This is a genomic window from Vibrio breoganii (genome assembly GCF_024346795.1).
In the GTDB taxonomy this organism is placed as follows: Bacteria; Pseudomonadota; Gammaproteobacteria; order Enterobacterales; family Vibrionaceae; genus Vibrio; species Vibrio breoganii.
In genome coordinates this window covers 2684628-2708488 of the sequence record NZ_AP024864.1, presented here as the reverse complement: position 1 = coordinate 2708488, position 23861 = coordinate 2684628, and the positions used below count along the sequence as shown (strand labels likewise).

22 protein-coding genes are annotated in these 23861 nt (G+C 47.1%); 16 read left to right on the top strand and 6 right to left on the bottom strand.

Annotated elements, in window-relative coordinates:
- Positions 1-4: 4 nt before the first annotated feature.
- The 13 genes from gspD to cysQ all read left to right on the top strand — a co-directional run bounded on the left by gspD (position 5) and on the right by cysQ (position 11809).
- Positions 5-2032, top strand: a complete 2028-nt coding sequence (gene gspD / locus OCU35_RS12590; protein WP_017033003.1) for a type II secretion system secretin GspD — start codon at positions 5-7, stop codon at positions 2030-2032.
- Positions 2032-3540: a type II secretion system ATPase GspE gene (gspE, locus tag OCU35_RS12585; protein WP_261825449.1), complete on the top strand. Its 1509-nt coding sequence runs from the start codon at positions 2032-2034 to the stop codon at positions 3538-3540. The genes gspD and gspE overlap by 1 nt, the downstream gene beginning before the upstream one ends.
- Complete coding sequence (gene gspF, locus OCU35_RS12580; protein ID WP_017029363.1) at positions 3540-4757, top strand: type II secretion system inner membrane protein GspF; 1218 nt, start codon at positions 3540-3542, stop codon at positions 4755-4757. The genes gspE and gspF overlap by 1 nt, the downstream gene beginning before the upstream one ends.
- 29 nt (positions 4758-4786) lie before the next feature.
- The gene (gene gspG, locus OCU35_RS12575) at positions 4787-5230 is read left to right on the top strand and encodes a type II secretion system major pseudopilin GspG (protein WP_017029364.1); all 444 of its coding nucleotides are present in this window, start codon (positions 4787-4789) and stop codon (positions 5228-5230) included.
- Between the two features lie 12 nt (positions 5231-5242).
- Positions 5243-5842 carry a type II secretion system minor pseudopilin GspH gene (gene gspH / locus OCU35_RS12570; RefSeq protein WP_017029365.1) on the top strand — a complete coding sequence of 200 codons (600 nt, stop codon included), beginning with the start codon at positions 5243-5245 and terminating at the stop codon, positions 5840-5842.
- Positions 5829-6185, top strand: a complete 357-nt coding sequence (gspI, locus tag OCU35_RS12565) for a type II secretion system minor pseudopilin GspI (protein ID WP_261825448.1) — start codon at positions 5829-5831, stop codon at positions 6183-6185. The genes gspH and gspI overlap by 14 nt, the downstream gene beginning before the upstream one ends.
- Positions 6172-6813: a type II secretion system minor pseudopilin GspJ gene (gene gspJ / locus OCU35_RS12560; RefSeq protein WP_017029367.1), complete on the top strand. Its 642-nt coding sequence runs from the start codon at positions 6172-6174 to the stop codon at positions 6811-6813. The genes gspI and gspJ overlap by 14 nt, the downstream gene beginning before the upstream one ends.
- Positions 6794-7840 (top strand): type II secretion system minor pseudopilin GspK, encoded by a 1047-nt coding sequence (gene gspK, locus OCU35_RS12555; protein ID WP_017242708.1) that lies wholly within the window; start codon positions 6794-6796, stop codon positions 7838-7840. The genes gspJ and gspK overlap by 20 nt, the downstream gene beginning before the upstream one ends.
- Entirely contained in the window at positions 7809-9053 is a 1245-nt protein-coding gene (gene gspL, locus OCU35_RS12550) for a type II secretion system protein GspL (RefSeq protein ID WP_261825447.1), read from the top strand. Before gspK ends, gspL begins: the two co-directional genes overlap by 32 nt.
- The gene (gene gspM / locus OCU35_RS12545; protein WP_017032999.1) at positions 9053-9553 is read left to right on the top strand and encodes a type II secretion system protein GspM; all 501 of its coding nucleotides are present in this window, start codon (positions 9053-9055) and stop codon (positions 9551-9553) included. Before gspL ends, gspM begins: the two co-directional genes overlap by 1 nt.
- The gene (locus OCU35_RS12540) at positions 9553-10326 is read left to right on the top strand and encodes a type II secretion system protein N (RefSeq protein ID WP_065599253.1); all 774 of its coding nucleotides are present in this window, start codon (positions 9553-9555) and stop codon (positions 10324-10326) included. The genes gspM and OCU35_RS12540 overlap by 1 nt, the downstream gene beginning before the upstream one ends.
- Positions 10327-10427: 101 nt before the next feature.
- Positions 10428-10988 (top strand): ADP compounds hydrolase NudE, encoded by a 561-nt coding sequence (nudE, locus tag OCU35_RS12535; protein ID WP_017029372.1) that lies wholly within the window; start codon positions 10428-10430, stop codon positions 10986-10988.
- Between the two features lie 2 nt (positions 10989-10990).
- The gene (gene cysQ, locus OCU35_RS12530; RefSeq protein WP_261825446.1) at positions 10991-11809 is read left to right on the top strand and encodes a 3'(2'),5'-bisphosphate nucleotidase CysQ; all 819 of its coding nucleotides are present in this window, start codon (positions 10991-10993) and stop codon (positions 11807-11809) included.
- 6 nt (positions 11810-11815) lie between these two features.
- Here cysQ and bioH read toward each other — a convergent pair whose 3' ends face one another.
- Entirely contained in the window at positions 11816-12580 is a 765-nt protein-coding gene (bioH, locus tag OCU35_RS12525) for a pimeloyl-ACP methyl ester esterase BioH (RefSeq protein WP_102321918.1), read from the bottom strand.
- Between the two features lie 287 nt (positions 12581-12867).
- Here bioH and OCU35_RS12520 point away from each other — a divergent pair, with 287 nt between their 5' ends.
- The gene (locus OCU35_RS12520; protein WP_261825445.1) at positions 12868-13443 is read left to right on the top strand and encodes a ComF family protein; all 576 of its coding nucleotides are present in this window, start codon (positions 12868-12870) and stop codon (positions 13441-13443) included.
- A 155-nt stretch (positions 13444-13598) separates the two neighbouring features.
- Positions 13599-14189, top strand: a complete 591-nt coding sequence (nfuA, locus tag OCU35_RS12515) for a Fe-S biogenesis protein NfuA (protein ID WP_017029376.1) — start codon at positions 13599-13601, stop codon at positions 14187-14189.
- 66 nt (positions 14190-14255) lie between these two features.
- On the opposite strand, the gene envZ is transcribed toward nfuA, so the two are convergent.
- From envZ to OCU35_RS12495, 4 genes are all read right to left on the bottom strand, one after another.
- Positions 14256-15632 carry a two-component system sensor histidine kinase EnvZ gene (gene envZ, locus OCU35_RS12510; protein WP_102446541.1) on the bottom strand — a complete coding sequence of 459 codons (1377 nt, stop codon included), beginning with the start codon at positions 15630-15632 and terminating at the stop codon, positions 14256-14258.
- Between the two features lie 16 nt (positions 15633-15648).
- Positions 15649-16368 (bottom strand): osmolarity response regulator transcription factor OmpR, encoded by a 720-nt coding sequence (ompR, locus tag OCU35_RS12505; protein WP_017029378.1) that lies wholly within the window; start codon positions 16366-16368, stop codon positions 15649-15651.
- 219 nt (positions 16369-16587) lie between these two features.
- The gene (gene greB / locus OCU35_RS12500) at positions 16588-17088 is read right to left on the bottom strand and encodes a transcription elongation factor GreB (RefSeq protein WP_017242716.1); all 501 of its coding nucleotides are present in this window, start codon (positions 17086-17088) and stop codon (positions 16588-16590) included.
- A gap of 23 nt (positions 17089-17111) precedes the next feature.
- Entirely contained in the window at positions 17112-19013 is a 1902-nt protein-coding gene (locus OCU35_RS12495; RefSeq protein WP_261825444.1) for a putative ATP-dependent zinc protease, read from the bottom strand.
- Positions 19014-19241: 228 nt separating this feature from the next.
- Here OCU35_RS12495 and OCU35_RS12490 point away from each other — a divergent pair, with 228 nt between their 5' ends.
- A complete protein-coding gene (locus OCU35_RS12490) occupies positions 19242-21566 on the top strand; it encodes a Tex family protein (RefSeq protein ID WP_261825443.1) in 2325 nt (774 codons plus the stop codon).
- A 68-nt stretch (positions 21567-21634) separates the two neighbouring features.
- On the opposite strand, the gene recG is transcribed toward OCU35_RS12490, so the two are convergent.
- On the bottom strand, positions 21635-23713 hold the full coding sequence (gene recG, locus OCU35_RS12485; RefSeq protein ID WP_261825442.1) for an ATP-dependent DNA helicase RecG: 2079 nt from the start codon (positions 23711-23713) through the stop codon (positions 21635-21637).
- Positions 23714-23861 lie beyond the last annotated feature (148 nt).

Below are 23861 nucleotides of genomic sequence, written 5' to 3'. Positions count from 1 at the left end.
TGAAGTGAAAAGTTGGTTTAGCAAGAGCGCATGGTTGTTGATGGGAAGTTTGGCGTGTGCGCCAGCCTTCAGCGCCAATGAATTTAGCGCCAGCTTCAAGGGAACGGACATCGGCGAATTTATCAATATCGTCGGACGTAACTTAGAGAAAACCATCATTGTTGACCCTACTGTTAGGGGCAAGATCGATGTACGTAGCTACGATGTGCTCAACGAAGAGCAGTATTACCAGTTTTTCCTCAGTGTTCTTGAAGTGTATGGGTTTGCCGTTGTTGAAATGGAAAACGGTGTACTCAAGGTCATTAAAGCCAAAGATGCGAAAACCTCAGCCGTACCTGTAGTGGGTGATGCCAATGTTAAAGGCGATGCGGTAGTCACTCGCGTTGTTGCTGTGCGCAATGTGTCTGTTCGTGAGCTCTCGCCACTACTGCGTCAATTAAACGACAATGCCGGCGCCGGTAACGTGGTTCACTATGATCCTGCCAACATTATCTTGATTACTGGCCGTGCGGCGGTCGTAAATCGCTTGGCAGAAATCATTGAGCGCGTTGACCAAGCCGGTGATAAATCTATCGAGGTTGTTGAGCTTGAGAACGCTTCTGCAGCAGAGATGGTGCGCATTGTTGAGGCATTGAACAAGACCACCGATGCGAAAAATACTCCTGCCTTCCTACAGCCTAAGCTGGTAGCCGATGAGCGCACCAACTCAGTGTTGATCTCAGGCGATCCACAAGTTCGAAAACGCCTAAGAGCTGTCGTCTCTCAATTGGATAAAGAGATGGAGGTTAAAGGCAACAACCAGGTTGTTTATCTAAAGAATGCTAACGCAGAAGACCTTGTTGAGGTCCTAAAAGGCGTTTCAGATAACCTAGCGGCGGCGAAGAAAACCGCAAAAGGTGCAGCCGCTGTTCGCAACCCTAATTCTGAAGTGATGATATCTGCGCACACCGGCACTAATGCCTTAGTGATTACCGCTCCGCCAGATATTATGAAAGCGCTACGTGACGTTATTGCGCAGCTTGATATTCGTCGTGCACAGGTGCTAATTGAAGCCTTGATCGTTGAAATGTCAGAGGGTGACGGCGTTAACCTAGGCGTGCAATGGGGTAACCTTGAAACGGGTGCCGTTGTTCAATACGGTAATTCTGGCGCGTCTATTGGTCAGGTGCTGGTGGGTCTAGAAGAAGCACAAGACACGAGTTCTACCACTGCGGTTTACGATGAGAACGGCAACTTCCTACGTAACGAAACCACCACGACTGAGGGTGACTATTCCACGCTAGCGAGTGCGCTAAGCGGTGTGAATGGTGCAGCGGTAAGTTTGGCGATGGGCGACTGGACGGCGTTAATCAGTGCGGTAGCGACGGATTCAAATTCAAACATTCTATCGTCTCCAAGCATTACGGTGATGGATAATGGCGAGGCTTCGTTCATCGTAGGTGAAGAGGTTCCGGTCATTACAGGCTCGACTTCGGGCTCAAACAACGAAAACCCATTCCAAACGGTCGACCGTAAAGAAGTGGGTATTAAGCTCAAGGTTGTGCCTCAGATAAACGAAGGTGACTCAGTTCAATTGAAGATTGAACAAGAGGTTTCCAATGTGTTGGGCGCTAATGGTGCGGTCGATGTTCGATTCGCTAAGCGACAACTGAACACGTCAGTAATGATTCAAGACGGCCAAATGCTGGTGCTTGGTGGTTTGATTGATGAGCGCGCTCTTGAGAGTGAGTCTAAGGTTCCAATCTTGGGTGATATTCCTTGGTTAGGCCAACTGTTCAAATCGACCAGTACCCAGGTTGAAAAGAAAAACCTAATGGTATTTATCAAGCCAACCATTATTCGTGATGGGGTGACCGCTGATGGTATTACTCAGCGTAAGTACAACTACATCCGTGCAGAGCAACTGTACAAAGCAGAAGAAGGCCTGAGACTGATGTCTGATGATTTAGTGCCGATTATGCCTAAATTTGGTGATGAAGCTCGTCGCCCTTCAGAGCTGCAAGCCTTTATCGAGCAAGTGGAAGCGAAGTAATGGAAAGTGGTGCGTTTTCAAGGTTTGAGACGAGTATGACTCGCCTGCCATTTAGCTTTGCCAAGCGCTTTAATGTGGTGCTTGAGCCTAATGCGGATGCCAGTGCTAACCAGTTGTTTTTCATTGAACCACTGCAGACCTCAACCCTACTAGAAGTGACTCGAGTTTCGTCGCTACCTATTCAGTTGGTTGAGCTTGATAAGAAGAGTTTTGACTCGAAGCTTTCCGATGCCTATCAGCGTGATTCGTCTGAAGCGAGACAGCTAATGGAAGATATCGGCGCAGACAGCGACGATTTCTTCTCGTTGGCAGAAGAGCTGCCACAAAACGAGGACTTGCTTGAGGCCGAAGATGATGCGCCGATCATTAAGCTGATCAACGCCATGCTGGGTGAGGCCATCAAAGAAGGTGCCTCAGATATCCATATTGAGTCCTTTGAGAAGTCACTGTCTATTCGTTTCCGTGTGGATGGTGTACTGCGAGACGTCCTAGCGCCAAGCCGCAAGCTAGCGCCACTGCTTGTGTCTAGGGTTAAGGTTATGGCTAAGCTTGATATCGCCGAGAAGCGCGTACCTCAAGATGGTCGTATCTCACTGCTGATAGGTGGGCGTGCGGTAGATGTGCGTGTATCCACAATGCCTTCGTCTCACGGCGAGCGAGTGGTGATGCGTCTTCTCGATAAAAACGCCACACAGTTGGACTTAAACAGCTTAGGTATGGCGCACCATAACCACGTCAATTTCCAAACGCTTATCAAGCGACCTCACGGCATTATCTTGGTTACCGGTCCAACGGGTTCGGGTAAATCCACCACCTTGTATGCGGGCTTACAAGAGCTGAATAGTGCTGAACGCAATATTCTGACGGTAGAGGATCCAATCGAATTCGATATTGACGGCATTGGACAAACTCAGGTAAACCCTAAGGTCGATATGACCTTTGCTCGCGGATTAAGAGCTATCTTGCGTCAAGATCCTGATGTGGTAATGGTCGGTGAGATTCGTGACCTTGAAACTGCACAGATCGCGGTACAAGCGTCTTTGACCGGTCACTTGGTGATGTCAACGCTGCACACCAATACCGCAGTGGGTACGATCACCCGATTGCGAGATATGGGTATAGAACCCTTTCTTATCTCCTCATCATTGCTCGGTATCTTAGCTCAGCGTTTGGTACGTACTTTGTGCCAACAGTGTAAGCAACCCTTCCAAGCCGATGCTGAGCAAAAGAAACTGTTTAATCTGCAACCTGATGATGATCTGGTTTTGCATAGACCCAATGGCTGTGAGCACTGTAATCATAAGGGCTACAAAGGCCGAACAGGTATCCATGAGCTGCTAGTTGTGGATGAAAAAGTACAAGAGCTGATCCATGGCGAGCAAAGCGAACAAGAGATAGAACTGGCTATTCGTGCGTCTACCCCAAGTATCCGTCAAGATGGTCTGGATAAGGTGAGAGCCGGCAAGACCACCCTTGAAGAAGTAATGCGAGTGACTAGGGAAGAGTAATGGCGGCATTTGAATACAAGGCACTGGATGTCAAAGGACGCCAGAAAAAAGGTGTTATCGAAGGTGATAATGCCCGTCAGGTAAGACACCGCCTGAAAGAGCAGGGTTTGATGCCGGTTGAAATAACCGAAACCAAAGCCAAGCAAGAAGCGGCTAAGTCGAAAGGCTTTCAGCGTGGAATAAGCACCCCTGATCTTGCTTTGTTAACTCGCCAATTGTCCACCTTAGTGCAGGCAGGAATGCCACTTGAGGAGTGCCTCAGAGCGGTCGCTGAGCAATCAGAAAAAGCGCGTATTAGCAGCATGTTGGTGAGCGTCCGCTCTAAGGTTGTTGAAGGCTACACTCTTGCTGACAGCATGCGTGAGTACCCTGCCATTTTTGATGATCTCTTTTGTGCCATGGTTGCGGCTGGTGAAAAATCCGGACACCTAGATGCGGTATTAGAGCGTCTGGCGGATTATGCAGAGAAGCGTCAACAGCTTCGTTCTAAGCTTCAACAAGCCATGATTTACCCGATCATGCTGACCCTAATTGCAGTAGGTGTTATCGGCTTTTTGCTGGCGACAGTGGTCCCTAAGATCGTTGACCAATTTATCCAGATGGGGCAGGAACTACCTACCTCCACTCAAATTCTGATTAACGCCAGTGACTTTGTCCAAGACTATGGCGTGTTGCTGGTTGGGAGTATCTTAGCCTTAATTGTGGGTACTAAGATTTTGTTAAGAAAGCCCACGCTTAGGTTAAGCTGGGATCACAAAGTGCTCAAGGTACCGGTTATCGGCCGAGTGGCTAGAGGTCTCAATACCTCTCGCTTTGCTCGTACTCTCGCGATTTGTTCCGCTAGTGCTATTCCATTGCTGGATGGCATGCGAGTTGCCGCCGAGGTAATGGGTAATAAATTCTTTAAGAAGCAGGTTTATGAGGCATCTGATAAGGTGCGAGAAGGGGCAAGCCTTCGACATTCTCTGCAGCAAAGTAAGCTATTCCCACCGATGATGCTGCATATGATTGCCAGTGGTGAACAGTCTGGTGAGTTAGAGCAAATGCTGACTCGCGCGGCAGATAACCAAGACCAAGACTTCGAATCGCAAGTGAACCTGGCTTTGGGTATCTTTGAGCCATTACTGATCGTATTTATGGCAGGGATTGTATTGTTTATTGTGGTGGCGACTATGATGCCGCTACTTGAGTTGAATAATTTGGTTTCGGGCGCCTAATGTTTTTGCCCGAGTGTATGGAGAAAAAAATGAAATATAATAAGAAACAACAAGGCTTTACCTTGCTAGAGGTTATGGTTGTTGTCGTTATTCTAGGTATCTTGGCAAGCTTCGTTGTGCCTAACCTTTTGGGTAACAAAGAGAAGGCCGACCAACAAAAAGCGATTACCGATATCGTAGCGTTAGAAAATGCTCTTGATATGTACAAGCTAGACAATAGTGTCTACCCAACGACAGACCAAGGCCTAGACGCATTGGTAAGTCGTCCAACGGGGTCTCCTGAGCCGCGTAACTACCGTGGTGATGGTTACATTCGTCGTCTTCCAAACGACCCATGGGGTAACGAATACCAATACCTGAGCCCAGGCGATAACGGTAACATCGATATCTTTACTCTAGGTGCTGACGGTCAAGAGGGTGGCGAGGGAGCTGCTGCTGATATCGGCAACTGGAATCTACAAGATTTCCAATAATTCGTAACTATAGTGAGACGTGATAAACGACAGCGCGGCTTTACCCTCCTAGAGATCATGCTAGTCATGGTCTTGGTGTCGGTTAGCGCCATAGCGGTAGTGGTTAATTTACCCACTAGCAGTTCAGATGCCGCAGAGACTCGCGCGCAACAGCTTTATCAACGTCTCAACCTATTGCATCAAGACGCAATATTGAACGGTTGGGATCTGGGTATTCGCTTTGATCCCGCAGGAAATAAGTATCGACTTTTGCAACTGACTCGAGAGGGTTGGCAGGCACTAGAGCATCGCAGAATCCCTGCAGATACCGAGCTTGAAGATGGCCTAACACTCGCCTGGGAGCTGGGTGATGGTGTTTGGGGCAAAAAAGACAGCTTGTTTGAAGAGGGATCGCTGTTTGATGAGGAAATGTTTGCAGAGGAAGAAAACAAAGACAAAGAGGCGCCGCCTCAGGTCTTTATTTTGTCCAGTGGTGAACTGACACCCTTTGAGGTCTACATCCACCCAAGCTCAGAAGCACAAGGCGAGCAAAACTGGCGCGTGATGGCGCTAGAAAACGGTAGCTTTCGATTGCTGAAACCTGGTGAGGAGTTCGACGATGAAGTCCTCTAGAGGCATGACCTTGCTAGAGGTTTTGATTGCTCTGGCTATCTTTGCAACGGCTTCTATTAGTGTGGTTAGGGCTATTACTCAGCACATTAATAGTATCGGCTACCTTGAGCAAAAGACCTTTGCTGGCATGGTAGTGGACAATCAAATGGCATTGATGATGCTAGCCGAGCCTCCTAAGACAGCACGTAAAGGCACCTCTGAATTAGCCGGTTATACCTGGTATTGGTCTATTACACCAATATCAACAAGCACCGCTTATTTGCGAGCGGTTGATGTCAGTGTGGCCCTAGATGAAAAAATGGATAGCCCCCTAGTTACGGTAAGAAGTTATGTACCGTTATAAAAAGGCGAAAGGTTTTACCCTGATTGAGGTGCTGGTGGCGATTGCCGTGTTTGCTAGCCTCAGTATGGCAGCGTATCAGGTGGTATTTCAGACTCAGCTGAGCAATCAGCAGTCTCAAGAGAAATTAGGGCGCTTGCAGCAGTTGCAGGCAACCCTAGTCTATCTAGATAGTGATTTTCGTCAGATAGCGATTCGTCGTTTTCGTAATGACGGACAAGAAGCGGGTGAGTCGCTCATTTATTGGCAAGATAACCTGCTTGATTCCGATGAAAAAGGTGTGCTGTTTACTCGTTTAGGCTGGATTAATCCACAGCAGCAGTTCCCTCGCGGAGAAGTCACCAAAGTAGGCTATCGAATTCGAGATCATAAGCTTGAGCGAGTTTGGTGGCGATACCCAGACACTCCGGTTGGACAGCAAGGTATCGTGACCCCGCTTCTTGATAAGGTCGAGGAGTTTGATATTCGTTTTTATAACGGAGAAAGCTGGCTAGAAGAATGGGAAGACAATGGTTCATTGCCTAAGGCTGTGGCCGTGCATTTAACCCTAGAAGATTATGGCAAGCTTGAGCGTATCTACCTAACGGCTGATGGTCAGCTAGAGAGGATTAATGAAGATACGCCTCAGTAATTCGCAAAAAATGAAAGGACAAAGCAAGCAACAAGGCGTTGCCTTGCTAGTGGTATTGCTTCTGTTGGCTATTATGACCGCCATCGCCGCCACCATGTCAGAACGATTGGTTCTGGGGGTGGATAGGGCAAGCAGTCAGGTGGATAACCAACAAGCCTATTGGTATGCCATCGGCGTCGAGGCATTAGCCAAATACGGCATCGAGGAGAGCTTAGAAGACGGTGATACGGTCAATCTAAGTCAGCCATGGGCGTTAGAGGAGCAATCCTACCCATTGGATTACGGTGAGGCGAGAGGCGTAGTTAGGGATATGCAGGCGTGTTTTAACGTTAACTCACTGGCCGCAGTCACTATCGACCCTACTTCCAGTTCTCGTCCATACTTGTTGCAGGTGTGGCGAACCTTGCTAGAAGAGGTGGGACTCGACAGCTATCAAGCTGAGGTCGTTGCCGACTCCACATGGGAATACCTAGATAAAGACGATGGTGTGATGACTCAGGCAGGTGTGGAAGATGCCACTTATGAGGGATTGTCTCCATCCTATATGGCTGCCAATGGCCTGATTGCTGATTTGAGTGAGCTACGCAGTGTATATCAGATGGATGGCCCATCAATGAGACGCATCTCATGGTTAGCGTGCGCGCTGCCTACCGATGACTTGCGCATCAATGTGAATACACTTAGGCCATGGCAATCTAAGCTATTGGTCGCACTGTTTGAGCCAGCCTTGAGTGAAGATCAGGCCAAGCAGGTTATTGAAGATCGCCCATATGATGGGTGGGAGAGCACTGATGATTTCTTGGCTGAAGGCAATATCGCCGGTATCAGTGCCGAAATAAAAAACAAGGCGAAGGAATATCTATCTGTAGATAGCCGTTATTTTGAATTAGATGCAGAAGTATTTGTGCAGGATGCCCGAGTTCGCTTGAGGAGCCTGCTTTATAGTGAAAATCAAGACGAATCGCGAGTAGTACGCCGACGATTTGGAGGAATTAGTGAGCGAAATCCTGACAGTTCGGCTCAGTAGGCAGAATTTAAAAACAATTCCATGGTTGGTTTGGTCATCGACAGAGAACGAGATCATTGCCAGTGGTGAACTCGGTGGCTTAGAGGAATTAGAAGAACTCACCTCCTATGCGACCGAGCGAAGCGTTGCCCTATTATTAGATGGCCAAGATGTGGCTTTACGAGAAGTCGGAGTGCCTGCTGGTGCTTCACGCCAGTTCTCAACCATGTTGCCATTCCTCTTGGAAGAAGAGCTGGCTCAAGACATTGATGAATTGCACTTCTCGATACTCAAGCAAACAAGCGATAAGGCATGGGTAGCTGCAGTCGATAAAGATTATCTTCAGCAATGCATTGAACGTTTCCTCGAGGCGGGCATTGAACTTCATCGCGTCTTGCCTGATGTATTATCTTTGCCTTTGGATGGCAGCACTATCCCTATGCTTCCTTGGCAAGGCTACTGCTTGATTCGCCAAGATATCTATCAAGGCATAGTGCTACCAGAAGCGCTAGTGCCGTATGCATTGGCTCGCCCTCCTTTTACGGTGGATATCGAAGACGAGGAAGAGTCACCTTCTGAAGAACCTGTTCATATTCAATGTTTTGGTTCTATTCCTGAGTCATTACCTAGCATTGAAAATCCAAAGATTGAGGCCTTACCTGCAGAGTTACCTATGGCTCTACTGGCTAAGAATGCGCAGCTTTCGACGATCAACTTATTATCGGGCGAGTTCAAGCGACAGTCATCGTGGCTTAAAAACATCAAGCTTTGGCAAGCTCCGGCTATTGCCGCATTAGTGCTATTGGTTATTTTTGGTATTAATACCTATACCCAAGTCAGCCAAATAGAGACTCAGGCGACGGCGTATCGAGCCGAGAGTGAACGAATTTTTAGAGCGGTCTTTCCTGATAAAAATCGTATCCCAACAGTAAGCTACCTTAAGCGTCAAATGAGTGATGAAAAAACGCGCTTGAGCGGTGGAACTGTGGATGCGCCCTTAATGGTTTGGCTACTTGACGTGCAAGTTGCCCTTAAAGATAGCGATAAAGTTCAAATACAGAGCCTCAAGTTCGATAGTGATCGCGAAGAGTTGCGAATCCAAGCGCAAGCGAGTGACTTCCAAACCTTTGAGCAACTGAGAGTGGCCTTTTCTGAGAAGTTTTTGGTAGACCAAGGGCAGATCAACCGTAATGGTGATTTGGTCAGCAGCAGTTACGTATTGAAGGTGAAGTAATGCGAGGATTACAACAAGCTATCCTAGGATATTGGAGCAGTATTAGCCTTCGTGAACAGCGTATGTTGATTATCGCGATTGGCTTTGGTGTTGCAGGTTTGCTGTATTGGGGCGGCTTTGCGCCACTTAAGCAGAAGAACGAATTGGCACAGGCCCGCTTAATCAGTGAAACACAACTTTTGAGTTGGGTACAAAAAGAAGCAAACGCGATTACTGAGTTGCGTAAAACCAGTGGCGCACCTTCTATCTCCAATGAACCTCTAAACCAACTGCTGTCGACGTCTACAGGGCGATTTAATATCGAACTGATTCGCCTGCAACCTCGTGACGATATGGTTCAGGTGTGGGTTCAGCCAGTGGCGTTTAATCGTCTAATGAATTGGTTACTGTATTTGCGCCAAGAAAAAGGGGTAGACGTCGCCTTTTTTGATATCAACGAAACCGAAAAGAAAGGGGTCGTAGAGGTGAAAAGATTGCAGTTTAAAAGAGCAGGTAGTTAATGTTTGGTGTCAGTCTAAAGAAGATTTTTGCATACGGCTTTCTACTGTTAGCCGTATTCTTGTGTAGCGTTATCGTTCACCTGCCTGCCAAGTTTGCAATAGAGCAGTTGCCTCGAATCAATGGCCTGAGTATCTCTGGTATTAGTGGTACCTTGTGGCAGGGAAGAGCAAAAAGCGTTTCCTGGCAGCAGTATGGTTTTGGTGAGGTAAACTGGGATCTACAAGCTTGGAAACTGATTCAGGGAAAGGCCGAGCTTAATATCCGATTTGGTCGCAATAGTGAGTTGGGTTTAACAGGCAGAGGAACCGTAGGCTATGGCTTTAGCGGCCCTTACGCCAATAACTTGATGGCCTCTATACCTGCAGATCAAGCACTGAAGTACGTGAATATCCCAGCTCCTGTTACCGCTGACGGGCAGTTTGAACTCATCGTTAAAGATTATAAGTATGCGTCGCCTTGGTGTGAAACGGGCGAAGCGAATCTAGTATGGAATCAAAGTGTGGTTTCATCGCCATTGGGTAATCTAGATCTAGGGACTATTATTTCTGATATTAGTTGTACAGACAGTCAGCTGGCAGCGAAGGGCAATCAAGAAACCGCTCAGGTTTCTGGTGCGTTTACCGCTTCTCTACAGCCTAATATGACCTACGACTTGGATGCATGGTTCAAGCCGGGTGCAGAGTTTCCACAAAGACTGGGTGAGCAATTAAAATGGTTAGGTGAACCCAATGGACAAGGGCAGTACCCTTTTGTCTATTCAGGTAAGCTCTAACCAACTTATCATGTAGGAATGTTTAGCAGTTTTCATTGCGGGCTTTTTTCCATATAGTGGTTGAGGCTTATACAAATGAATGATTGAAGAGGCTAACTAGGATGGCAGGCGAGAAAAAGCCAAAGATTTTAAACAAAACCGAGGTTGCGCGTTCGCGCTTGTTTAGCATCGAGGCTTTGGATTTAGAGTTTTCTAATGGAGAACTTAGAACCTATGAGCGAATGCGCCCTAGTGGTCGCGATGCGGTTATGGTGGTTCCGCTCACAGCCGAGGGGGATCTTCTGCTGGTTCGAGAATACGCTGCAGGCACTGAAAGCTACGAACTAGGGTTTCCCAAAGGGCTTATTGATGCTGGCGAAACTCCAGTTGAGGCTGCCAATCGTGAATTAAAAGAAGAGATCGGTTTTGGTGCCAATCTCTTTGTCCCTTTAAAGCAAGTCGTTCTGGCTCCTTCTTATTTTTCCAGCAAGATGACTCTGTTTGTTGCTGAAGACCTCTATCCTGAAACCTTAGTGGGTGATGAGCCTGAACCTCTTACCTTGGTTCGTTGGCCTCTTGCTCAAGCAGACGAACTGTTAACGCATATGGACTTTTGTGAGGCTCGCAGTATCAGTGCCTTAATGTTGGCGCAGCGCTACTTCTCTCAGCAAAAGGGTGATTAATAATGAGACAAGACCTTTCCCACTTATTACCTAATGTTATAGAGATTGCCCGCTCTGCAGGCCAGCTTATTCTCGATATCTATCAAAAGCGAAACTACGAAGAGTTTACTAAGTCAGATGATACTCCGGTCACCAGTGCTGACTTGGCTGCACATAAACTGATTATGGAGCGCCTGCCTGAGCTCACGCCTGATATTCCTGTCTTATCTGAAGAAGACGCGGACATCAGTCTTGCTGAGCGTGAGCAGTGGGAGCGTTACTGGCTGGTGGATCCCCTAGATGGCACCCAAGAGTTTATTGCTCGCAGTGGCGACTTTGCGACCATAATTGCGCTTGTTGAACATAACAAACCCGTTATGGGGGTTGTGTATGCACCAGTGTCTGGGGTGGTTTATTACGCCTATCATGGAAAAGGCGCGTGGAAGATTCCCGATATGGATGAGAGCATTCGTATCAATACCCACACCCATGAATTGATCAAACAAAACGTTACCATCGCGATAAGCCGACGTCAGGATATCAACCGCATTACTGAATGTATGAGTAATGAATGGAATTACGAATTGATCCCGTTAGGCTCAGCGGCCTTAAAAGCTTGCTTGGTCGCGGAAGGAAGCGCTGACTGCTATCTGCGCCTGGGACCAACAGGTGAGTGGGATACAGCGGCCACACAATGTATTGTTGAAGAAGCCGGTGGCACTATCTTGGATACCAGACTTGAGCCACTTTCATACAATTTGCGTGAAACCTTAGAAAACCCTAACTTTATTGTCATAGGCGATCGCGACCTTCCTTGGAATAAGATCCTGACTCAGGATTAACCCCATTTAAAGCTGCTTTATCAAATCACAAAAGGCCTGTTTCTCGCTCATAAACGGAGCATGGGAAGAGGCCTTAAATATATGTGAACTCGTCTCTAACTCTTTATCCAACACTGATGCCACCTTAACTGGTACTAGACCGTCAAGACGTCCATAGAGGCGATGGATAGGCATAGTTAGGGTATTAAGGTATTCGCGGTAATCAATGGTAGCTAATAGTTCAAGACCAAGATGAAGAGCGTTTGGGTTCGGCATAGGGCGCGATAGCACGGCACTTTTCAATTGTTTTACATCTTGCCTCGCCGATGGGCTTCCCATTGCTTGTAAGGCCATGAAGCGCTCAATGGTGCCTTGGAAGTCTTCGGTGAGTTGCGAGGTAAAGTCATTAAGTACACTAGGCGCGATGCCTCTCCATGTGCGACCTTCAGCGGAGAAGCGTGGTGAGCTCGCTAGGGTTACCAGCTTTGTAACGCGCTCAGCTTGGTGCATAGCAACATGCGTTGCGATAAGGCCACCAAGAGACCAACCGAGCCATATGGCTTTCTCTGGCGCATCTTGCAGGACTCTATCGGCGATGTCAGCGATAGATTGGCTATGTACTTGATGACTATGTCCATAGCCAGGCAGGTCAACCACATGAACACGAAAGCTTTGGCTCAGCTCTTCAACCACTTGATGCCAAACGGCTCCATTCATTCCCCAGCCATGGATAAGAATGAGGTTCTCGCCCTCTCCATAAATATCCCAATGTAGCTTGGTCTCTGTGCTCATTTATTTCACCTGTATTTCATACCCTTTTAAGCCCTTTAGTGCTCGACCATGGGCTAAAAATAAGGGGTAGTAACTAAAGACAATGAGAGCAGATTATTGGAAATCGACGATTAACTCAATGCTTGCATCGTTTCTTGGGTTGGATACGACATACTGCGTATAAGGTGCTTGGCTCGAACTGTTACGGCTGCGAAAAGCCGTTGCAAGGTGATACAAACCCTATCTGGTGCCCAGAATGCTTAGATCTTTTAAAGCCAGTTTGTCGCTGTACGACGTGTGGCACCTGGATGGAAATGCCAGTGGAGCGCTGCGGTGGGTGTGTAAGCGACCCTCCTCCATGGGACCGATTGTACTGCGTAGGAGAATACAACCAGCCATTATCTCAATACGTGCAGGGACTTAAGTATCGACGTCAGGTGTGGCACGCCAGAGAGTTGGCATCACTGCTTGCCGAACGCTTAACATCGCCCGCGCTTATATTGTTACCCATTCCACTGCATTGGAGGAGGCAAAGTGTGCGAGGCTTTAATCAAAGTGATTACTTGGCCGAGTATCTTTCACAAAGCTTGAAAGAGAAGGCTGGTGTTGAGTCGCAGGTTTTGTCAAAAGCAATAAAGCGCATCAAAGTGACGAAAACACAGATGGGACTTAATCGTAGGCAACGCTTAGTAAATCTTAAGCATGCCTTTTCCTTGTCATCAGACTGCCTAACTAGAATACAAAATCAGCCACATATTGCGCTGGTGGACGATGTGGTGACTACGGGAAGTACGGTGGCAGAGGTGTGTTTGTTATTAAGAGAGCAGGGTGTGAAGCGAATCGATGTTTACTGTATTTGCAGGGCATCAAGGCCCATTTCATGACAATTACATGTTCATCTGTGTATTTTGACTGTCGTGTCACATTTGTGATTATCAAATAAATAGCGTTAATGGTTCATTGCTATTACATGTTTGAAAAAAAAATCTAACGGAGTAGAATACCGATAATAACCTACAGAATTACTCAGGTATTTATCGTGTCTAATACAATTACTATTACAGAAACTGCGCAATCGCACTTCGCTAACCTGCTGGCACAGCAAGCAGACGGAACCAACATTCGAGTATTCGTGGTCAACCCAGGTACACAGAGTGCTGAGTGTGGCGTATCTTATTGCCCACCAGAAGCGGTAGAAGCAACAGATACTGAATTCCCATACGAGGCTTTTTCTGCGTATGTGGACGAGTTAAGCCTGCCATTTTTGGAAGACGCTGAGATTGACTACGTCACCGATAAGATGGGCTCTCAACTAACGCTGAAGGCGCCAAACGCTAAAATGCGTAAAGTGTCAGATGATGCGCCGCTACTAGAGCGCGTTGAGTACGTGATTCAAACTCAGGTCAACCCACAACTAGCGAGCCACGGTGGTCATCTAAGCCTAGTGAAAATCACTGACGACGGTATTGCCCTAGTTCAATTTGGCGGCGGTTGTAATGGCTGTTCAATGGTTGATGTGACGCTAAAAGACGGTATCGAGAAACAGCTTCTTCAAGAGTTTTCTGATGAACTGGTTGCAGTTAAAGACGCAACAGAGCACGAGCAGGGCGCTCACTCTTACTATCAGTAAATTAAACACTTAAAGTAAAAAGCCGAATTTCATTATGAAATTCGGCTTTTTTGTATCTGAGAAAAGCTATTTACGATATGCATCAAAGGTGAGTTTAACCCTCAAGCCACCTTCTTTTCGGTTTGACATCTCTATGCTGCCGTTATGCTCGGTAACGATGCGCTTAACAATAGACAGCCCAAGACCTGTGCCCTCACTGCCTCGAGAGGTATCACCGCGAGTAAAGGGTTCAAATACCTTCTGCATCTGCTGCTCATCAATACCGGGCCCATTATCTTCAATGGATATCCATACTTTCTTGTTGTGGTCTGAGACGCCAGTTTTGATGCCAATCCATTTATCTCCGTAGCGCTTTGAGTTTACTAGCAGGTTGCTGAGTGTGCGTCTTATCGGGATATAACTGGCGTAGATATCAGGTAAATCTTCTTTTAAATCAATATCAAAGGTGTAGTTTAAGATATCTTGGTCAAGACCACTTTCTAACGGTCCACCTGCCTCGTAGATCTTAAGTGCGCGTCTTAGTTCTTCCACCATTTCATTGAGGCTGATGTTACTAAAGTCGGCGCGATCAACGGGCTTTAGATAGTCAATAAACTGAGCAATGATGTCATTACACTCATCGATGTCTTGGATAATCCCATCGGCGAGGTAGTTGTCGGTTTCTGACATCATTTCAGTTGCTAATCGAATACGAGTCAGTGGCGTTCGAATATCATGGCTCACGCCTGCAAGCATTAAGCGGCGATCGGTTTCGAGCTCTTCTATGCCTCTAGCCATCTTGTTGAAGGCGGTAGTTACAGCGCGTATCTCAGTGGTTCCTTTCTCGGGAAGGGGCTCTGGAATTACCCCATTGCCGACACTGATGGCAGCAGACTCTAGATTCTTAAGTGGCCGGTTTTGCCAGCGTATAAAGCCCCACCCACCCAGTATCAAGAAAATGGTGATCAGTAAGCTATTGATAAACAACGGCTTAAATTCATTGTGTGTGAGTTCTGTGAGAGGGACCCTTAGCAGCCAGTTCGGCATGGCGTCAAGCTTGATCCACAGTAAATAGCTTTCACTGTCTCGAGCAAGTCGAGCTTCTGCGGGTGAGCCTATTTCTTCGGTGATCTCATCGCTCATGAAATCAAGATAAAAGGCTTTTTGGTACTCTTCTTCAATGGTTCCTGCCAGTGGATGCACGCTAACGCCTAGCCTAAGCAGCAGGGCTTGCCTAAGTGGGGTCGTGCGTTCACTTTCAGGGATACCAAGCTCTGATTCTTGGCGAATTCGAGCATACTCTTCCATCACGAGGTTGATTTCGTAGGAAAGGATTCGGTTGAACTGCTTGAGGCTGGGAAGTAATGCGTAGTTAAAAATCGCGTAGTAAGAGAAGGCCTGACTGGCAATCAAAAGCGCTATAAAGCCAATGATTGTTTGGGTTATCGAACTACGCGATCGCATTAATAGATCCTAGTGTTTAAACTTTACGACCGTCTGGAACAAAGACGTAGCCTAGGCCCCATACAGTTTGGATGTAGCGTGGGTGGCTTGGATCTTCCTCTAGAATACGGCGCAGACGAGAGATCTGTACGTCGATTGAGCGCTCCATTGCCGAGTATTCACGACCACGAGCTAGATTCATTAGCTTGTCGCGTGACATTGGTTCACGAGCATTCGTTACAAGGATCTTTAGAACCGCAAATTCACCTGAGGTGAGAGGGATTAGCTCTTCGCCACGATACATTTCGCGAGTACCTAGGTTTAGCGCAAATTCGCCAAATTCTACGATAGCTTCTTCTGAGCTTGGTGCGCCTGGTGCTTCAACAGATTGACGACGCAATACCGCTTTTGCACGAGCTAGCAACTCTCTTGGATTGAATGGTTTTGGCAAGTAATCATCCGCACCGACTTCTAGGCCAACAATTCTATCGATCTCATCACCTTTAGCGGTAAGCATCAGAATAGGTAGCATGTTATTGGCACTACGCAAACGACGGCAGATAGATAGCCCATCTTCTCCCGGCAGCATAAGGTCCAATATCATTAAGTTAAAGTTTTCACGGGTTAGCAGGCGATCCATCTGATCAGCATTGGCAACAGAACGGACATGAAAGCCTTGCTCAGAAAGATAACGCTCTAATAGAGAGCGGAGGCGTGCATCGTCATCGACGACCAAAATCTTGAAATTTTCTTGCATTATAATAGACCTACTTAATCCAATTTTTTATTCTAAAAGTGGGAGTTGGCGAGTGCGATCAAGTAGTCCGTCACTATTTGCAAATTCGCTCCTTATCACACCTGACTGATAATACCCGTGGAAATGTAACAAAATTGGACTAATTATAGACAGCAAAAGTGTTAGATAATGTTAATAACACCTAATAATCATCATTTTAATTGATGTAACTGGTGGGTTTTAATCAGTTTTATATTGATCCGGTGATTGGTAACTGATTTTGTTAACAAACCACTCTTTGTTACCCTCAGGTGTTCTCACCACGACTTCGTCGTCAACTTCCTTTTTAAGCAATGCACGTGCCATCGGAGAATCGATGGAGATATAGTGTTTCACTTCTTCACCATAAATCTCATCAGGCCCTACAATACGAAAGTGCTTGGTATCGCCCTCTTCGTTTTCTATTTCCACCCAAGCACCAAAGAACACCTTACCGTCTTGAGCCGCAGCGTAGTCGACAACCTTAAGGTCGGGCATTCGCTTGCGAAGGTAGCGAACTCGGCGATCGATTTGTCGTAGCAAGCGTTTGTTGTATTGGTAGTCAGCATTTTCAGAGCGGTCACCTAGGCTGGCAGCCCAAGTGACTATCTTGGTGACCTCTGGACGACGTTCGTTCCAGAGGTAATCGTGCTCTTGCTGTAGTTTTTCAAAGCCCTCGCGGGTAATTAAATTTGTCTTCATTTGTGGTTATTGTTCATGCGTGATTACTTACCCAATAGATAAGTATTGTCGCTACCAACTACAACACCATTCTTCAAAAAGTTCTTTCCAAGAATCATGCTGTATTCAAAGCGACTTCGGTCCTGCAGGTTAACACGAACGGTTTTGCTCACCTCGCCAAGTGTTACGTTCATCATGACCACTGGGCGCTCATTCGGCTTTTCTCCGGCTTTTGCTCGGATGCGCATGATATCGACCACTTCCTTGGTGAAGCTCTGCTTCAAGCCTTCGGCATTTTCATAATCAAAGCTCACCATCTCCTTGCCATCTTTTTCAAAGCGTTTGATGTTTAGGGCATTCATTGAGCTGATATCAGCACCGGTATCCAGTTTTACTGAGAACTTAAGCCCTTCAACCTGTGCTTTCTCAATGTAACCCGTATGGAACAGTGGACGAGGGTCTAACAGGTCTTCGGTGCGCGTATTCACAAGCACGCCATCCTTTTTAAAGGCACGGCCGATGGCAAAGTGGGGTTCATCGCCCTTACCAATCGCTTCAAGAGCAAACTCAAGTGTCATCTCTTTTCCGCCGATAACCACTTGCTCTTTTAGGATTGGTCGAACGCTCTCACCCACGCGGATCTTACGCTCTACCTTTTTAATGACTTTTTTATCACTGCCGTCGCTACTTGGAATGTAGAAGCTGGCTTGCTCGCCATTTTTACCTTTGCTTAGCTCAAAGCCATCAACGAATAGCACTGGAGTGTTAATCGCAAAAGAAGGCTCGGCATTCACTGGCGTGCCGTCTAGATAAATGATTTCGTGGGTCGCAACAATCAGTGGGTCACGCTCACTGAGCAGGGTTTCTAGCGTCATGTTTTCTGCACGCAGTACATTCTTATCTTTAGTATCGATAATGAAGTACTTGTTAAGCGTATTTTTACCTAAACGTAATTGAGAACTGTATTTAGAGCGATCTTTTAGGTACGCCAAGATAGGCTTCTCGAAGTCGCCCGCCTTCACTGGAACAAATACCAGAGGTCGTTCTTCGCCACTCACTCTAAGCATGCGCTCTAGCGGCAGAGTCAGAGTTGTTTTGTCGCCGGCCTTATTTGCAGTATCAAAAGTCACTGTGCGCTTTTCTTCATCAATCTTGATGTCCATTGCGTGCATTTGACTGTAGCTGTTGCCTAGAGAGAAACTGGTTTTTAGCGAGACACCATCAACAAAAAATTCTTCGCTGCGTCCAACGATACGAGCGTCATTTTGTGATTGAAGGTAGTCGTAACCGGCAAACACCCATGCATTTTGTTTAAGGAAGGTTTTACCAATAAGGATAGGTGCCGAGAAGTTGCTACGGTCGGTCAGGTTAACATCAGTATTGACGGTAATGCCTGCTATCTTAAGTGGAATATTGATAACAGGGCGATACAGCGGGATCTCACTGGTGCGACTACGAATAACACTGGTACGTGCCAGTGGGCGCTCTAATGAGATGACTTCACCGGTTGTTGGGTGGCGAATATCGAATTTAACCACCCCTTGAATATTTCGCTCAGGGGTATCAAAGCTTTCAAGCCACCAATTGCTCTTAGGGCCACCAAACTCATCGACAATCGTCTGCATCAGTTCGGTATCTTGCATTCCTTCGTATTTCTCATTGTTGCTGTAGACGTGGATGTTTTCAGCATGCATTGAGGTGGTGTCAGCGCCGGTATCTATTTTGCCAATGAAAGGCTGTTCAGTCAGACCATCAATATCTTGGTAGTAGACGTTTTCCACGCGCCCCAGTATGACCTTATCTTGCCATTCAAGAGCCGGATCTGCAGTGGTGTAGGCCTGCTTGTCGTTTTTCATCATTACGGCAGTATCATTCCCGTCAGCCAACAGAGGTAGGCTGACCATAGAGGCGATGAGCAGAGAGAGAGACTTGGTTATCTTTTTCATTATCAACATCCATATCTACCCAACTATTAGCAGCTAGGTTTTTTTGTCGGGTTACTGGTTTTAATTCTAACTAATAATCAGTGGCTTGCAGGCAAATGTTAGGTTAATTCTTCAAATTAACTCATTGATCGTTGTTTATTCGAGCCATTGCCCCTTTAGCTATCTGGTTTTTCTGACATTTGCCCCCATAGTTAGTTTCAAACCCTAAGGAAAAACAAGTGAATTAAGATGAGTCAGACGATTTTTCAAGTTATCGCCGCTGAGCTAAATGTTGCTACGCAACAGGTGACTGCGACGGCGAACCTGATTGATGAAGGGAATACAGTACCGTTTATCGCTCGCTATAGAAAGGAAGTCACGGGAGGGCTTGATGATACCCAACTGCGTACCCTAGACAGTCGTTTGACTTATCTACGAGAACTGGCCGAACGTAGGCAGTCGATCCTTAAGTCCATCTCAGACCAAGGTAAACTAACCCCTGAGTTGGAAAAAGAGATCAATCAGGCCGATAACAAGACTCGTCTTGAAGACCTTTACCTTCCATATAAACCTAAGCGTCGCACTAAGGGACAGATTGCCATAGAGGCAGGTTTGGAGCCTTTGGCGGATGCGATTTGGGGTGATGCGTCCCTTGTACCTGAGGTAGAAGCTCAGAAATACTTGAATCCAGAGCAAGATATCTCCGACACCAAAGCTGCATTGGATGGCGCGCGAGCCATTGTGATGGAAAGAATTGCCGAAGATGCCGACCTGTTAGAAAAGTTACGCAACTACCTCAACAAGCATGCACAGCTTCAATCTCGAGTGATTTCTGGTAAAGAATCTGAGGGAGAGAAGTTTAAGGATTACTTTGAGCATGATGAAGCAATAAGCCGAGTACCTTCGCATCGCGCTCTAGCCATGTTGCGCGGACGCAATGAAGGTTTTTTGCAGTTGTCTCTCAATGCTGACCCAGCGCAAGACCCATCTATTCGCAGCTCGTACTGCGAAACCATCATCGCGGATCATTACCGAATTTCATTAAGTGATGCCCCTGCTGATACGTGGCGCAAGCAAGTGATTAGCTTTGCTTGGAGAGTAAAAGTCTCCATGCACCTTGAAACAGAGCTAATGTCTGCCATGAAAGAGCGCGCAGAGATAGGCGCTATTGAAGTGTTTGCCACTAACCTGAAAGACTTGCTAATGGCTGCACCCGCTGGGCCTCGCGCAACATTAGGTTTAGATCCTGGGCTAAGAACGGGCTGTAAAATCGCCGTAGTGGATGGTACTGGTAAGGTACTGGCAACGGATGTTATCTACCCACATCCACCTCAGAAGCAATACGACAAGTCGATGCAAACCATTGAGCGATTGATAAAACAGCACAATGTGGATTTGGTGGCGATTGGTAACGGTACGGCCTCACGTGAATCTGACACCTTTGTTGGCGACATCATCAAGAAGGGCGTCAAGGTACAAAAGATTGTGGTCAGTGAAGCGGGGGCTTCTGTCTATTCAGCCTCTGAATTGGCGGCCAAAGAGTTCCCGAATATGGATGTGTCTTTGCGTGGCGCGGTGTCCATTGCCCGCCGATTACAAGACCCACTTGCTGAGCTGGTAAAAATTGACCCTAAATCTATTGGTGTGGGTCAGTATCAGCACGATGTGAGTCAGTCGTCTTTGGCAAAGCGTTTGGACGCCGTGGTTGAAGACTGTGTAAACGGCGTAGGTGTGGATGTAAACACCGCTTCAGCGGCACTACTTAACCGCGTTGCGGGCTTATCCACCACTCTTGCCCAAAACATCGTGGCGCATCGAGATGATAACGGACGCTTTGAAAGCCGAGCTAGTCTTAAAAAAGTTGCCAGGATGGGACCTAAAGCATTCGAGCAGAGTGCGGGCTTCCTGCGAATCATGAATGGTCGCAACCCTCTGGATTCATCATCAGTACACCCTGAGGCATACCCTGTTGTCAAAACGATAGCGGAAAAAACCAGTAAGCCTATCTCAAACCTTATCGGTGATAGTGCCTTCCTAGGTAAGCTAAACGCTATCGACTTTACCAATGAGCAATTTGGTCTGCCTACGGTAACAGACATCATCAAAGAGCTGGATAAACCAGGTCGAGACCCAAGACCAGAGTTTAAAACAGCGACCTTTGCCGAAGGTATCGATAAGGTGTCAGACCTTGAAGTAGGTATGGTGCTTGAGGGCGTGGTTTCTAACGTGGCTAATTTTGGCGCGTTTATTGATATTGGCGTACATCAAGATGGTCTCGTACATATCTCTGCGCTCACAGATAAGTATGTCTCTGATCCGCGTGAAGTAGTGAAGGCGGGAGATATCGTTAAGGTTAAGGTAATGGAAGTGGATATCCAGCGTAAGCGTATCGCTTTATCTATGCGCCTTAATGATCAGCCTGGGCAGGATAACCGTGCGAGCAAACCACAAGGCAACCGAGACAACAAGCGACCAGTAAGAAATGAACGTCGCGATAATCGCTCGCCCGCAGATAATGGCTTGGGGGGCGCAATGGCGGCAGCCTTCGCGAGTGCTGGTAAAAAGCGACGTTAACTCCCGTTGCTAACAAAAAGAGCCCTACATATAATATGTGGGCCTTTTTGTTTATGCCCGAGTTTTATCTATGCCTTGGCATACTCATCACTGTTGACTATCCAGCGCTGAATGATGGCTTGTGCATTTTCTGGGTATTGTTCATGAATAAAGCGCGCCATTTTTTGCACTTGAGGCACGAGATGCTGATCTCTTACTAAGTCAGCGATCTTGAAGTCAGCAATACCGGTTTGTTTGGTCCCCAGTAGCTCTCCAGGGCCTCTTATTTCAAGGTCACGCTGCGCAATAATAAAACCATCATTACTCTCTCTTAATACTCCCAGTCGTTTCTGAGCCGTTTTAGACAGTGGTGCATGGTAGAGAAGCACGCAATGACTCGCTACTGTGCCGCGTCCCACTCGTCCACGTAGCTGGTGGAGCTGGGCAAGTCCAAGGCGCTCTGGGTTCTCAATGATCATCAAGCTAGCATTAGGCACATCCACGCCTACCTCAATAACCGTCGTAGCAACCAAGAGCTGAAGCTCATTGGACTTAAACTGTGCCATGATGGCTTGTTTTTCCGCAGGTTTCATACGGCCGTGAACGAGTCCAACCTTCAACTCTGGCAGCTTGGCGGTAAGCTCTTCTGCGATTTCTGCGGCAGCTTGCGCCTCAAGCACCTCTGATTCATCAATCAAGGTACAAACCCAATAGGCTTGTTTTCCTTCATGAGCGCAGGCTGCGCGAATGCGTTCAATAATATCGGCGCGTTTGGTATCGGGAATAGCCACGGTTTGTATTGGCGTGCGCCCCGGTGGGAGCTCATCAATCACAGAGGTTTCAAGATCGGCATAGGCCGTCATGGCAAGGGTTCTAGGGATAGGCGTTGCTGTCATTATCAATTGGTGAGGGTAGTGACCAGAAGCGGCCCCTTTCTCTCTTAGCTCAAGTCGCTGATGCACACCAAAGCGGTGTTGCTCATCGATGATAACCAGCGATAGGTTATGAAACTTCACCTGCTCTTGAAACAGGGCGTGTGTGCCAACGACCATCTGTGCCTCGCCACTAGCAATAGCTTCTAACTGAGTTTGTTTTGCTTTACCAGTAACCTTGCCCGCTAGCCAGCCGACGTTTATTCCTAGCTGTTCAAACCAAGTAGAAAAGTTGATGGCGTGCTGCTCTGCAAGCAACTCAGTAGGTGCCATCATGGCCACCTGATAACCCTGCTCAATGGCAGTTACCGCCGCAAGAGCCGCAACGAGAGTTTTACCAGAACCTACATCGCCCTGAACAAGACGCATCATAGGGTGGGGCTTGATAAGATCTCCCTCGATCTCTTTAACCACTCTCGACTGCGCGTTCGTTGGAGAAAAGGGCAGTAGCTCAAGTAACCCTGTTTTGAGGCGTGATGAAGCGGGTAAAGGAATCGCATTGTCTAATTGCCCCTTGCTTCTTAATGCCAGCATAGAAAGGTTCTGTGCCAGTAACTCTTCGATGATAAGTCGCAGTTGCGATGGATGACGGCCCAAATCAAATTGCTCTAGGTCAATCTCAGGCTCAGGGCGATGAACAATATGCAGTGCTTGATTAAGAGACAGCTGAGCATCATACAAGCCACTCGGTAATAGTTCATTGACCGCTGACTTGTCCAGCAGCTCTAACGCTTGATCGGTAAGAGTGCGCAGGGTCAATTGACGCAGGCCATCAGTAGTCGGATAAACAGGGGTGAGGCTGGATTCAGTCGCGACGGTTTTGCCTTCGTTGAAGAACTTAAAGTCGGGATGAACAATCTCTAAACCTTGATTACCCCTTTTTATCTCACCATAGGCATGCACTAACTTGCCTTCACTGAAGTTATTTTTCATTCCAGCGGTAAAGTTAAAAAATCGCAGAGTGATGGTGCCATTGCCGTCGCTAATCTTAACGGTCAGCATTTTTCGTCTAGCAAATACAGTATCGACTGACATTACCTTACCTTGTACTCCAGCCCATAGTCCTGCGTGCAAACTGGCCATTGGATAGACGCGAGTTCGGTCTTCATAGCGATGAGGAAGGTGAAATAAAAGGTCTTGAACGGTAATTAGGCCTATCTTAGCCAATTTTTCGGCAACTTTAGCACCAACGCCATTTAGGGATGTCAGTGGGATTGCAGATAGGAGTTGCGACATTCTGACTCCGATAAGTGAATGATTTATATCAATATGGTGGCAGGCTTTACGTTATCTTAGGTTATCAATTTAACCTAGCCAAACACAAATAATCGCCCAGCATAATTAAATATAGGGCGGATGGAGAATTAGTAGTTGTAGGGTGTAG

Bases quoted from the DNA above. Each gene is read 5' to 3' on its own strand.
- gspE (WP_261825449.1), top strand. From the start codon at position 2,032: ATGGAAAGTGGTGCGTTTTCAAGGTTTGAGACGAGTATGACTCGCCTG.
- gspF (WP_017029363.1), top strand. From the start codon at position 3,540: ATGGCGGCATTTGAATACAAGGCACTGGATGTCAAAGGACGCCAGAAA.
- gspG (WP_017029364.1), top strand. From the start codon at position 4,787: ATGAAATATAATAAGAAACAACAAGGCTTTACCTTGCTAGAGGTTATG.
- gspI (WP_261825448.1), top strand. From the start codon at position 5,829: ATGAAGTCCTCTAGAGGCATGACCTTGCTAGAGGTTTTGATTGCTCTG.
- gspJ (WP_017029367.1), top strand. From the start codon at position 6,172: ATGTACCGTTATAAAAAGGCGAAAGGTTTTACCCTGATTGAGGTGCTG.
- gspK (WP_017242708.1), top strand. From the start codon at position 6,794: ATGAAGATACGCCTCAGTAATTCGCAAAAAATGAAAGGACAAAGCAAG.
- gspM (WP_017032999.1), top strand. From the start codon at position 9,053: ATGCGAGGATTACAACAAGCTATCCTAGGATATTGGAGCAGTATTAGC.
- OCU35_RS12540 (WP_065599253.1), top strand. From the start codon at position 9,553: ATGTTTGGTGTCAGTCTAAAGAAGATTTTTGCATACGGCTTTCTACTG.
- nudE (WP_017029372.1), top strand. From the start codon at position 10,428: ATGGCAGGCGAGAAAAAGCCAAAGATTTTAAACAAAACCGAGGTTGCG.
- cysQ (WP_261825446.1), top strand. From the start codon at position 10,991: ATGAGACAAGACCTTTCCCACTTATTACCTAATGTTATAGAGATTGCC.
- bioH (WP_102321918.1), bottom strand. From the start codon at position 12,580: ATGAGCACAGAGACCAAGCTACATTGGGATATTTATGGAGAGGGCGAG.
- OCU35_RS12520 (WP_261825445.1), top strand. From the start codon at position 12,868: ATGGAAATGCCAGTGGAGCGCTGCGGTGGGTGTGTAAGCGACCCTCCT.
- envZ (WP_102446541.1), bottom strand. From the start codon at position 15,632: ATGCGATCGCGTAGTTCGATAACCCAAACAATCATTGGCTTTATAGCG.
- ompR (WP_017029378.1), bottom strand. From the start codon at position 16,368: ATGCAAGAAAATTTCAAGATTTTGGTCGTCGATGACGATGCACGCCTC.
- greB (WP_017242716.1), bottom strand. From the start codon at position 17,088: ATGAAGACAAATTTAATTACCCGCGAGGGCTTTGAAAAACTACAGCAA.
- OCU35_RS12495 (WP_261825444.1), bottom strand. From the start codon at position 19,013: ATGAAAAAGATAACCAAGTCTCTCTCTCTGCTCATCGCCTCTATGGTC.
- OCU35_RS12490 (WP_261825443.1), top strand. From the start codon at position 19,242: ATGAGTCAGACGATTTTTCAAGTTATCGCCGCTGAGCTAAATGTTGCT.
- recG (WP_261825442.1), bottom strand. From the start codon at position 23,713: ATGTCGCAACTCCTATCTGCAATCCCACTGACATCCCTAAATGGCGTT.